At 33.1% G+C, this 13,090-nt stretch carries 10 protein-coding genes; all 10 read left to right on the top strand.

Annotated features, from left to right (window positions below):
* The first annotated feature begins 164 nt into the window (after positions 1-164).
* The gene (locus tag ACTCDL_RS07255) at positions 165-1,076 is read left to right on the top strand and encodes a helix-turn-helix transcriptional regulator (protein ID WP_463175461.1); all 912 of its coding nucleotides are present in this window, start codon (positions 165-167) and stop codon (positions 1,074-1,076) included.
* A 66-nt stretch (positions 1,077-1,142) separates the two neighbouring features.
* Positions 1,143-1,496: a DUF3795 domain-containing protein gene (locus ACTCDL_RS07250; RefSeq protein ID WP_463175459.1), complete on the top strand. Its 354-nt coding sequence runs from the start codon at positions 1,143-1,145 to the stop codon at positions 1,494-1,496.
* A 514-nt stretch (positions 1,497-2,010) separates the two neighbouring features.
* Complete coding sequence (uvrA, locus tag ACTCDL_RS07245; protein WP_463175457.1) at positions 2,011-4,821, top strand: excinuclease ABC subunit UvrA; 2,811 nt, start codon at positions 2,011-2,013, stop codon at positions 4,819-4,821.
* A 514-nt stretch (positions 4,822-5,335) separates the two neighbouring features.
* On the top strand, positions 5,336-7,150 hold the full coding sequence (uvrC, locus tag ACTCDL_RS07240; RefSeq protein ID WP_463175456.1) for an excinuclease ABC subunit UvrC: 1,815 nt from the start codon (positions 5,336-5,338) through the stop codon (positions 7,148-7,150).
* A 201-nt stretch (positions 7,151-7,351) separates the two neighbouring features.
* Entirely contained in the window at positions 7,352-7,690 is a 339-nt protein-coding gene (locus ACTCDL_RS07235; protein WP_463175455.1) for a phage holin family protein, read from the top strand.
* 337 nt (positions 7,691-8,027) lie between these two features.
* A complete protein-coding gene (locus ACTCDL_RS07230; protein ID WP_463175454.1) occupies positions 8,028-9,533 on the top strand; it encodes a DUF3794 and LysM peptidoglycan-binding domain-containing protein in 1,506 nt (501 codons plus the stop codon).
* A 537-nt stretch (positions 9,534-10,070) separates the two neighbouring features.
* Positions 10,071-11,852, top strand: coding sequence for a methyl-accepting chemotaxis protein (locus ACTCDL_RS07225; protein WP_463175452.1), 1,782 nt, complete (start codon positions 10,071-10,073; stop codon positions 11,850-11,852).
* Between the two features lie 137 nt (positions 11,853-11,989).
* Positions 11,990-12,196 (top strand): copper ion binding protein, encoded by a 207-nt coding sequence (locus tag ACTCDL_RS07220; RefSeq protein WP_463175450.1) that lies wholly within the window; start codon positions 11,990-11,992, stop codon positions 12,194-12,196.
* Between the two features lie 134 nt (positions 12,197-12,330).
* Positions 12,331-12,603 (top strand): metal-sensitive transcriptional regulator, encoded by a 273-nt coding sequence (locus ACTCDL_RS07215; protein ID WP_463175449.1) that lies wholly within the window; start codon positions 12,331-12,333, stop codon positions 12,601-12,603.
* A 67-nt stretch (positions 12,604-12,670) separates the two neighbouring features.
* The gene (locus ACTCDL_RS07210; protein ID WP_463175446.1) at positions 12,671-13,069 is read left to right on the top strand and encodes a SoxR reducing system RseC family protein; all 399 of its coding nucleotides are present in this window, start codon (positions 12,671-12,673) and stop codon (positions 13,067-13,069) included.
* Positions 13,070-13,090 lie beyond the last annotated feature (21 nt).

The following is a 13,090-nucleotide window of genomic DNA, read 5'->3' as shown; positions in this document are numbered from 1 at the left end:
CGTTGCTAAATAAGTTGAATTATTGATTTTTAATTAATGAAATTATTTAATTCAATCTATCTATATTAAAATTTAATTAGTATAATTCCTTATATTCATTAAACTACAAGAGGAATTTATTCAATTTTTAAAGAAGTTATCTTATCACTAGAGGTGGTTAATAGATGAAAATAGATAGATTATTAGCAATAATAATGTTATTAATTAATAAAGAAAAGATGACTGCTAAAGAGTTAGCAGATAATTTTGAGGTTTCTAGAAGAACGATTTATAGAGATGTAGAAACATTAAATAAAGCGGGTATACCAGTTGTAACGACTAAAGGGATAGATGGTGGTATCAGTATCTTAGATAATTATAAAATGGATAAAAATATATTTAAGATAGAAGAGCTAGAAACAATTATAAAGGCTTTAGAAGGAGTTAGCAAAATCTTACCTGATTCTGATTTAGAAAATACTTTAGAAAAATTGAAAGGATTTAATCCAGATTTAGAGGAGAAAGAAGAGACTTTTATTATTGATTATAGTCCTTGGGGCAATAATAAAGAATTAACAGAAAAGGTTAATTTAATTAAAAATTCAATTAAAAATAATCTTTTAATAGAATTTTCTTATCTAAGTAATAAAAATCAAAGAACTTCAAGAAAAGTAGAGCCATTGACTATAATTTTAAAGGGATATTCATGGTATATTTATGGTTATTGTAGATTGAGGAAGGACTTTAGAATTTTTAGGATCTCTAGAATAAGAGATTTGACTATCAATCAGCAAAAATTTATTAGAAAGAAAGGAACTCCTCAAGAATGCTTAGATTCTAATAATATAACTGATAAAGTAAAACTGGTCTTAAAGGTAGATAAAGAGTATATTGAAAGATCTTATGAATATTTTCCAAGAGGATCCTTCAAAATATTGGAGGATGACTCAGCGATAATTAAAACAGAAATTTGGGAGAATGAATGGTTATATGATTTTCTATTTGGTCTTGGAGAATATATTGAAGTTATAGAACCGATGAGAATAAGAGATATAATAAAGGCTAAGTTAGAAAAAACCTTAAAAAAATATTTTTAAATATGACATACTGCTGTCCAATTTTCTCTGTTATAATTTAGATAAGCTAGTCATAATAGGGAGATGATGGTCTTGAAGAAGATAGTTGCTGATAAAAACTTGATAGCTTACTGTGGTCTGTATTGTGGGGCTTGTAAGAAATACTTAAAGGGAAGATGTTCAGGTTGTCATCAGAATGAAGGAGCTACTTGGTGTAAGGTTAGAAATTGTTGTATAGAGAATAGTTACTTAAGTTGTGCTGATTGCAAAGAATTTTCGAATCAGAGTAAATGTAAAATGTTTAATAATTTTATATCTAAAGTATTTGCTTTGATCTTTCGTTCTGATAGACAGGCTTGTATTGATTTAATAAAGGAGAAGGGATATGAGCATTATGCTCAGAAGATGATAAGTACAGAAGAGATGGTGATTAAGAGGTAAAAAAGCTGACCATTGAGCAATGGTTAGTTTTTTGATTTTTATCATTAGAAAAAAAGAGTTTTGGGTTTATAAATGAAATAATTGAAAGAATTGATTTTCTTATCCTATTTAACATAATGATTTTAATTAGTTGGATAAGATAATTTATAAGTTAGAAGAATTGATAAGTTGTAATCAGTAATAATTACTGATATAATGATTAAGTGATTGCTAATTAATTTTCAGAGAGAACGATAGATATAGTCATCCAACTTTAGAATGATATTAGGAGACTTTCGTGTCAGGAATCGGGAATCAGTCTGTTTTACTGATAACTGGTTCCTGACTCCTGATTCCTAAAACTGTCGCAATATCCCTATAGAGTCTTATGTTTAAATTAAATTCTAGAGTCACATATATTGATGGAAATTTATTATTTAGTGTATTATTTTAGATAAAAATAATAATTAATATATAAGCTTAAAATATTTACTAATTACAAAAAATTAATAAACTCATGAAGAGGTGAAGATAAATGGCTAAAGATAAGATTATAATCAAAGGTGCGAAAGAACATAATTTGCAGAATATAGATGTAGAGATACCCCGTGATAAACTGGTAGTTATTACTGGACTGAGTGGTTCGGGCAAGTCATCCTTAGCATTTGATACTATCTATGCTGAAGGGCAGAGAAGATATGTAGAGAGCTTATCAGCTTATGCTCGCCAATTCTTAGGACAGATGGAAAAGCCTAAGGTAGAATACATAGAAGGTCTATCACCATCAATCTCGATAGATCAAAAGACTACTAGTAAGAATCCAAGGTCAACAGTAGGGACGGTAACAGAGATTCATGATTACTTAAGGTTACTATATGCCCGTATCGGTACTCCTCATTGTCCAAGTTGTGGACAAGAAATTTCTTCGCAGACAGTACAGGAGATTGTTGACCAGGTGATGGAATTAGAAGCAAGGACTAAGTTTCAGATTTTAGCTCCAATTGTTAGAGGAAGAAAAGGAGAGCACAAAGAGATTCTAGCTAGAGTACAGAGGGAAGGATTTGTCCGAGTTAGAGTTGATGGTGAGATTAGGGATATTGCAGAAGATATTGAATTAGATAAGAATATCAAGCATTCTATTGAAGTAGTAGTAGACCGTTTGATTATGAAAGCTGATTTAGAAGCAAGGCTTGCTGAATCTTTAGAGCAAGCTTTAGAGTTAGCAGAAGGGTTAGTAGTTATAGATGTTATTGATGGAGAAGAACAGTTATTTAGTGAGAACTTTGCCTGCCCTGATTGTGGAATCAGTTTGGAAGAATTATCACCAAGGATGTTCTCTTTTAATAGCCCTTATGGTGCTTGTGACACCTGTGATGGTTTAGGAAATAAACGGGAATTTGACCCTGATTTAATCTTAGACTACGATAAGTCACTCAATGGAGGGGCTATCATTCCTTGGCAAGGTTCAAGTAGTACCTATTATCCACAGATTATCAATGCTCTAGCTCATAAGTATGGTGTTGATCCTGATGCTCCTCTAAAAGAGGTTGATGAGGAATTTATAAATGTGCTACTTTATGGAGATACAGGATATGTAGAATTTGAATATACTAATCGCAGAGGTAGAACTAGAATGCATGAAATAGAATTTGAAGGTTTGATCAGTTTATTTCACAGAAGAGCAAGGGAGAGTAAGTCAGAAAGTGCTCGCAAAAGATTAGAGAATTATATGAGTATTAGGCCTTGTCCTGATTGTGGAGGTGCTCGTTTAAAACCAGAGATTTTAGCAGTAACTGTTGCTAATAGATCTATTGCTGAAATCAGCAACCTATCTATTGAAGATGCTTATAAATTCTTTACTGATCTTGAATTATCAGGTTCTAAGAAGGTTATCGCTACTGAAATTCTAAAGGAGATTAGAGCAAGGTTGAGTTTCTTATTCAATGTAGGTTTAGGATACTTAAACCTTAGCCGTAATTCTGGAACATTATCTGGTGGAGAAGCTCAAAGGATTAGATTGGCTACTCAGATTGGTTCTAGTTTGGTAGGAGTTATTTATATCTTAGATGAACCAAGTATTGGGTTGCATCAACGGGATAATGAGCGTTTAATCAATACTTTAGAGCATCTTCGTGATGTAGGAAATACAGTAATAGTTGTAGAGCATGATGAGGATACTATTAGGACAGCAGACCATATTCTTGATATCGGTCCTAAGGCTGGTCGCCATGGTGGAAAGGTAGTAGCAGCAGGTACTGCTAAGGAGATTATGGAGGTAGAAGAGTCTATTACAGGGCAATATCTATCTGGGAAGAAGAAGATTGAGGTGCCTGTAGAGAGATTGAAGCCTAATGGTAAATATCTTGAAGTTAAGGGAGCTAAAGAGCATAACTTAAAAGACATAGATATAAAAATACCTTTAGGAACCTTTACTTGTGTAACTGGAGTCTCAGGTTCTGGTAAAAGTACTTTGGTTAATAAGATTTTAAATCGTAAATTGATGCAAGAAATTTATAAATCTAAGTTAAGACCAGGTAAGCATGATGAGGTATTAGGTATAGAAGAAGTGGACAAAGTAATCAATATCGACCAGTCACCTATAGGTAGAACTCCTCGTTCTAATCCTGCAACCTATACTAAGGTCTTTGATTATATCCGTGATGTCTTTACCAAAGTTCCGCTATCCCAAGAGCGTGGTTATAAGAAAGGACGTTTTAGCTTCAATGTTAAGGGAGGACGCTGTGAAGCCTGTAAAGGTGATGGGATTATTAAGATTGAGATGCACTTCTTAGCTGATGTCTATGTCCCTTGTGAAGTATGCAAGGGAGAGCGTTATAATCGAGAGACTCTAGATGTTAAATATAAAGGAAAGACAATTGCCGATGTATTGGATATGACAGTAGAAGAATCCTTAGAATTCTTTGAGAATATTCCTACTATTAAACGTAGGCTCCAGACTCTATATGATGTTGGATTGAGCTATATTAGATTGGGACAACCTTCAACTACCTTATCAGGAGGAGAAGCCCAAAGAATCAAGTTAGCCACTGAATTGAGTAAGATGAATACAGGTAATACTATTTATATCTTAGATGAGCCAACAACAGGGCTTCACTTTGAAGATGTAAATAAACTATTGCAAGTATTACAAAGATTAAAGGAAGGTGGCAATACTATCCTAGTAATCGAGCATAATCTGGATGTAATTAAATCTGCCGACCATATCATTGATTTAGGTCCAGAAGGTGGAATCAATGGTGGAGAGGTGATTGCTACAGGAAGTCCAGAGGAAGTAGCGGAAGTTGAAGGGTCATATACAGGACAGTTTCTTAAAAAGATACTTTAAAGGCAGTGTATAGTGTATGGTTGATAGTTTATAGTTAAAAGATTAAAAATTGCATTATAAATCTCTAATTTAACTCCTTGTGTTAGTAGAAAAACTAATATAGAGATATTGTGATACTTTTGAATTTACAATTAGCAATTGATAATTAAAATAATTTAAAGGTTTTTAAATCTAAGAAAATTAATGTTTGAACGAAGCAAAAATTGAACTAGAATTTAGAGTTTAATCAAATTTTAAATGAAGAATATGATTAGTGATAATAATTAGTACTTTGATTGCGTAGTGAGTGGGCTCTGCCACGAAGAGTCTTGATCTATAGACTTGTAGGTATATTTTCTTCTTGATTGGATTTATCACGAAGGGTTCCCTACAGGTTTTTAATAAAAAAACCTTCCGTAATAAATTTAAGAATGAACCCGTAGGTTTGGTTACTTTTTCATCAAGGAAAAAGGTAACTCGCCCTCAGGCGAAACCTGAGATTAAAAATGATATTGAATCTAAGAGGTTGATATTAATGAAACTAAAGGAAAAAGTAAAGAACCTCCCTAAAGAACCTGGTGTTTATCTGATGAAGGATAATCTAGGTAAGATTATCTATGTTGGTAAGGCCAAGTCTTTAAAAAATAGAGTTAGTTCTTACTTTCAAAGTTCTAAGCATCAGAGATTTAAGACCAAGGTATTGGTGGAGAATATTGTTGACTTCGATTATATCATCACAGATACTGAAGTAGAAGCTTTAATCTTAGAGAATAATCTTATCAAAAAGTATCATCCCAAATATAACATTCAACTTAAGGATGATAAGACCTATCCATATATTAAGGTAACCTTAGATGAGGTCTATCCTAGAATCTTTAAGACTAGAATAGTTAAAAGTGATGGTGCTAGATACTTTGGGCCCTATACTGATGCTAAAGCGGTCAATGATATTCTAGAGCTGTTACATGATATGTTTAAGCTAAGAACCTGTAAAAGAGATTTAACAGAGAAGAAAGAAAAGAGGGCCTGTCTTAACTTTCACATTGAAAAATGTGTAGCACCTTGTATTAACGAAATCAGCGTTAAGGAATATAATAGATTGATAGAGAAATCTATCATGATTTTAGAAGGAAAAGAGGGTAATTTAGTCAAGGAATTAGAAAGTCAGATGGAGAAGGCAGCAGCAGAGTTAAACTTTGAAGTTGCTGCTAAATTAAGGGATCAGATTAGAGCAATAGATAAGGTTACTCAAAAGCAGAAGATAGTCTCTGATAAATTAATCAACCAAGATATTATAGCATTGGCTCAGGCTGATAATGATACTTGTGTACAGCTATTAATTGTGAGAAGTGGTAGATTGATTGGCAAAGAGGATTTTATCTTTGAAGATAGTGATGATTTAAGAGAAACTCTGACTGCTTTTTTACAACAATACTATGACAATGCTTATTATATACCTGAGGAGATTCTTTTAGAGATTGAGATTGAAGATTTGGAATTGATTAATCAATGGTTGAATAAACGTAAAGGTACTAAGGTGCAATTAAAGGTGCCAAAGATTGGTGAAAAGAGAGAATTAGTAGAGATGGCTTATCGAAATGCTCGTTATAATCTTAAGGAGTATCGTTTTAAGCAGAAGTTTCAATCTTTCAAGGCAAGTACAGGAGTTGTAGAATTGCAAGAGTATTTAGGTTTAGAAGAGGCTCCTTATCGAATAGAAGGATTTGATATCTCACATGTGCAAGGAACTGATACAGTGGCTTCAATGGTGGCTTTTGAAAATGGTCAACCTAAAAAGAGTGATTATCGTCGCTTTAAGATTAAGCATGGGCAAGGAAATAATGATTTTCTTTCGATGAGTGAGGTTGTGACTCGTCGTTATTCTAGATTATTAGAAGAGGGTAAAGAGTTTCCTGATTTGATTTTGATTGATGGTGGAAAAGGTCAATTAGGGGCTGCTGTAGAAATACTAACTAAGCTTGGAAGGCCTGGAGAACAACTGATTGGTTTAGCCAAAAGGGAAGAGGAGGTCTTTCTGCCAGGGCAGAGTGAACCGATTATTCTGCCTAGGGATTCTCAGGCTTTATATCTGATTCAGCGAGTACGTGATGAGGCTCATCGCTTTGCTGTCAGTTATCATCGTAAGTTACGCTCACGCCGTTTAACCCATTCGATGATAGATCAAATCCCTGGGGTGGGATCTAAGCGACGTGACTCATTATTGAATTACTTTGGTTCTCTAGGAAAGATTAAGCAGGCAACAATTGAAGAGTTGTCAGAGGTTGAAGGAATTAGTGATAAGATTGCTAGTCAGATTAGAGAGTATTTAGATAAGCATATTGAACCTTAAGAACAGTGTGAGTATGAGTTGTCTGTGTGAGTAAAGATAAGAAATTTTTTCTTAATTGATTATATAAATATTTGAGGTTATGGTATTGTATATTTTATAGCTAAACTTTGGAGATATATTGTGAATTAGAGAGTAATAAGCTGTTTTCTTTTCACTCACACTCGCACTCACACTTCATCACTAAATAAAGGAGTGATTATTTTGAAGGCAATAGTCAAGTTGTTAATTACTATGTTAGCTTTGGTATTGACAGCAAAGATAGTTCCAGGAATTAGCATAGGGGGCTTGGGTGCAGGTTTTTGGGCAGCTTTAATTCTAGGTCTAGTAAATACCTTTATTAAACCTGTATTTACATTATTTACTTTACCCTTAACTATCTTAAGTTTTGGATTATTTTTATTTGTGATTAATGGACTTATGTTATTAATTACAGCAAGTTTAGTAGCTAATTTCCATGTGTCAGGTTTATTGGCTGCTATCTTTGGCTCCATTATTTTAAGTATTATTAATAGCTTTATGTTAGATGTTTTGGATGATTAATGGGGGGGTTGCGATATTTGTAGGAATCAGGAGTCAGGAACCAGATATCAGTAAAACAGACTGATTCCAGATTCCCGATTCCTGATACGAAAGTGTCATAATATCATTCAATTATCTCAGATTTTCTACTATCACAAACAACAATATAATATTAAATAAAGTTATTAAGGTGACCATACTCGGTCACCTTTTCTTTTTATCACTATCTAATCTTTCTGCATATAATGCTAATAAGGAAGGAAAGGAGGATATAATATGGCAAAAAGCAGAATGAATTTTAGACCTAAGTTGATTAAGAGGGTGATTCATCTTCAAAGGGAAGAGAGGGATAAGAGAGATGCCAAAGAGAATTCCAATTGAGAAGTTGGTAGAGATTAATGAGTATAGTCGTGAGATTGAAAGGACTATAAATATACCAGCAGATTTACCAGACATAGATGAGATCATAGATAGTGGAGCAAGATTAGAGGTGATTAGGGCTACTCCCAGAGGTGGAGAGGTTAAGATAGATGGGGTCTTGCAGTGGTTTATTACTTATCGACCAGTAGATGATAGTAGTAGAGTGATAACTTATCAACGTACTGTTCAATTTGATGAGATAGTAACCTTTGAAGGGGTAAGGTCAAGTATGGAAGTTGATGTAGATATAATTCCAGGTCAAGTAGAGGCTACACAAGTTACTGATAGGAGAGTAAGGTTAATCTTCCCTATTACTTATGAGGTTACAATCTATAGACAAGATAATTTAAATTATGTAGTCAAAGAAGATGGATATAAGATAATTACTAGACCCTATCAGCTACAAAAAGGTATAGTCGAGACTGAAAAGGAGATAACTATTAGCAGAGTAGAGACCTTACCTGAGGGGGTAGAAAGTTCTAGAGACATATTAGCTATGGAATCAGAACTGATAATTAATACTGTAGAGACCAGAAGAGATACAGTTATTGTTAGAGGTCAACTAACAACAACTATTCTTTATATAAATGGTAATGGCCAGATTATAAGTAGAGAGATAACAAATTATTTTGATCAGAGATTAGATGTAGATGGTGTCAGGGATGATATGGAGGCTTATGTAGAAGGGATTATTCTGCAAGAAAATAATATCTTCCAAGGGGCAAATAGGGTTAAGTTTAACTATACAATACAATTTAATATATTGGTAGTTACTGAAGAGGAAATAGAATTACCTGTTGAGATTATAGAGACAGATTTATACCCTAGAAAAGAGTATATCTTGGTAGAAAGGTCAATCAAAGAAGAGAAGACCAAGTTTTTAGTTAATAAAGAGACAGTTGTTGCTGAAAATCAACCTGAGGCTGCTAAGGTGATTAGAAGCTCAGCCCAGATTAATCAAGTCAATGTAGATAGATTAGATGATGGGATTGTTATAGATGGGCAAGGAGAGTTTAACCATCTGTATGTCTCCACGGCCCCTGAGCAACCTGTGTATGCTGTTAGAGATACTTTCTCCTTTAGCCAATTTATCGATATTCCCAAGCTAGATGAAGATAATAGAGTATATGTAGAGGCAAGGGTAGACAGAATAAGAGCAACCTTAGAGGGTGATAGGACTATCAATAATAGCATAATTATAGAAGCTAAGATAATGGTTACAGAGTTAGTGCGAGTACCTGTAGTTGTAGATGTGAGTGATGAAGAAGAAGTAGATAGTGGAGAAGTAGGAGAGAGTAATCTAAGATATGTAGTTAAAAGTGGAGATTCCTTATGGTTGATTGCTAGAAAATTTGATACAACTATAGAAGCATTAACAGCTTTAAATAATATAACTAATCCATCTAGTTTACAGGTAGGTCAAGAACTATTAATTCCATCATAAGACGATGTAACTTTTGATTTTAGTTTGGAATTTAATATATTTAGTAGCTGACTATAGAGATAAAGCGACACTTTGTATCGAGTGTGAGCTATGAGTGTGAGTGTGTGTAAAACTTCTTTTTATCAGGGTTTACTCACACTCACACACCAACTCACGCTAATTTTAAAAGTCTCGCAATATCCCCATATTTTTTAACTCTAGATTATCATATCTATATTCTGTGCTAATATTACTGAAAAATTTCAATAATAGTGTATAAATTAAATACTACTGGTAATAATACTTAATGGACGCACGCAAATGGGTGATAGCTTGCATCTCCAAGTAAAAAACATTATCCTAGGAAAAGAGGTCACATTTTGTGGCTTCTTTTTGTTTTTTCTAAGAACATAGTTTTTTAGCTTAATAACAATGATTATGGTAGGAATATTATGTATAATTTTCCTATTAGAATATAAAAAAATATCAATACATAGTAATCTTATAGCAAGAACAAGTTTATAAGTTTAATATTTTATGCTATAAGGAGGAAATAATATGTTCTTACAAAAAAGTCTGAAATTAAAGTTGAATTTAATAATAGTGATAGTAATGTTATTACCATTGTTAATTACAAATTCTATTATCATAAAGCGGGTTATAGATAATACCCATCAATCTATTAACCGAGAACAGAAGCAAATGCTAGATAATGTAAAGAATCAATTGGGAATTGTAATTAATGATGTGGAAAATTTAATGACAATGGTAGCTGACAATAAAGTTATGCAAGGGATGAATCCTAATATTGAAATGGAGCAATTATTAAAAGAGATTGTAAAAGAATATGATGCAATTCCTAATATATCTGTATTGAATAAGGAAGGAAAGCAGATTTATAAGGTGATGGGTGAGCTAGGTGACAGAAGTGACAGAGAATATTATAAAAAAGGGATTAAAGGTCAAATTTATTATTCTAATGTAATCTATTCAAGAAGTCGCCATGTACCAACTATTATTTTAGCTGTCCCAATTAAAAATAATGGTCAAGTAATAGGGGTGATTGCTACCGAACTTGATTTATCATTTTTAAGAGGATTAGCCTCCCAAATTAAGTTTAGAGATTCTGAATATCTTTATATAGTATCTGAAGATGGAAAGACGATTTATCATCCTGATCAAAGTTTAGTAGAAAATATGTATGATGCCTCCCACTTACCACCTGTTAAAGAGGTCATGCAAGGAAAAGAGGGAATAGTTGAATATGTCTATGAAGGTGTAGATAAAATAGTGGCTTATGCTCCTGTACCAAAGGTAAGGTGGGGGCTTGGAGTGACTATTGAGGATAAAGCTGTACATTCCGAGGTTACTAGTGAAACAAATAAAGTAATATATGCTCTAATTGTATCATTATTGATAGCTATGGTACTAGGTTATCTTTTAGCTAATTATATAGTAACTCCGATTTCAGAATCTATTGGTTTTGCTCAAAAAATAGCTGATGGAGAGTTGAGTGATAATAATCTGGAGATAAATAGTCAAGATGAGATTGGCGATTTGGCACAAGCTTTAAATATAATGAAGAGTAATTTAAGAGAAGTTATAATTAATTTAAAGAGCTCTGTAGAGCATCTATCATCTTATAGTCAGCAACTATCTGCTTCAGCGGAGGAAGGTAGTGCTATTGTTTCTAATACCAGTGATATGATTAATGATATAGTAGCAGATATAGAACAGATATCAGCTAGTAGTCAAGAAACTGCCAGCTTGACTCAATTAGCTAGTGATAAAAGTGAGCAAAATAGCATAAGTGTCAAAGATACTATGTCTAATACTGTAAAAATTATTAAAGACTTAAATAATAGCTCGAATCAGATAGGTAAAGTAGTAGAGTTAATAACTGATATAGCAGAGCAAATCAATTTGTTAGCACTTAATGCTACAATTGAAGCAGCTAGAGCAGGTGAAGCGGGGCGTGGCTTTGCAGTAGTGGCTGATGAAATTAGAGGATTAGCTGAACAGACTGGTAGATCAACAGAAGATATTAAAAGTTTGATCAATACTATCCAGAAGAAGGCCAAGTTAGGGTTGAATTCTGTAGAGAATGTACTAGAAGAGACAGAAGATTTATTTATAGAGATCAAGAATAATGGAGAGAAGACTGTGGAGCATATTAATGAAGTAGCCATATCTGCTCAAAACCTTGCTCAAAACAGTGATGATTTATCTATATCCTCTTCAGAGATGGGTAAAGTATCAGATGAGATTGCCACCTCTTCACAGGAGCTAGCTCACATGTCCCAGAGTTTGCAACAAATGGTGGAAAAATTTAAGGTATGATTAATTAACAACGAGTACAGAATAATTAATATATAAATAGCAGAACAGATAGAAAAAGCGATAGTTAGAAGGTAGGTGGGGAGGTGTTAGGAAAAGCTAACTACCCATATAATATAATTAATCTAGGAGGGTAAATAATGAAAACTGAAACTTTTGAAGTAAAGGGAATGTCTTGTCAACATTGTAAAGCTGCTGTTAAATCTGCTCTAGAGAATGTAAAAGGAGTAGAAGAAGCTAAAGTAAACTTGGAAATGGGTAAAGTTGAAGTAAAGTTTAATGAAGATGAGAGCAAATTTGATAAATTAAAAGACGAGGTTAGAGCAGCAGGTTATGAGGTTAGTTAGAATGGAAACCCTACCTTTAAAGGTGGGGTTTTTATTTTGAATTTAAGGTTATTCGAAACTTAAATTTTAAATTTATCTAATTATATTGTATAATTTTAATATAGACTAGATTAGTGACTTAAGGAGGGAATAATATGAGCTCATATAGTTCTGATAAAGAGCAATTAATTAATAGATTAAAGAGAGTTGAAGGTCAAGTCCGTGGGATACAGCGAATGATAGATGAAGAGAAGTATTGTGTGGATGTTTTAACACAGGTTGCTGCTGTAAAGGGGGCACTGACAAAGGTAGGAATGACTATTTTGGAAAAACATACTCATGGCTGTGTACAGAATGCTGTAGCCAATGAAGATGGTGATGAAATTATTAATGAATTGATGGAGGTGATATTTAAATTTACAAAGTAATAAATTTAATGATATTAATGATAAATTCTAATTGCTAATCATTAATTTGAAGAAGAGAGGAATTAATATGCGACAGTTTGCTCAGGTAATATCTGTTTTAGATAATGGCGATAAAGTAGAGGTAGTAATTAGAAAACATTCTGCTTGTGGTAAATGTGGTGGTTGCCATAAGGGTGATGATATGAAATTGATAGTTGATAATGATTTCAAGGCTAAATTAGGGGATATGGTAATCTTAGAGATGGAGGAGAGTAATCTTTTAAATGCTGCTGTATTTATCTACTTACTACCATTAGTGGGATTGGTAGTGGGCTATTTAGCTGGAGTAGCCTTGGGAATAGATACAGAATTAGCAAGAATAGGATTAGGTCTTTTGTTATTTTTCATTTCATTTTTAATTGCAAGAGGATTTGGCAAATCACATGAGAATAATTATAACCTAAAGATAACAGGAATTTTAAATTAGTTAATGAATTATTAAGGTTGA

It is taken from the genome of Orenia sp. (assembly GCF_055140805.1).
Note: the sequence above shows the minus strand (reverse complement) of the source record. Positions and strands in the feature narration are given on the sequence as shown.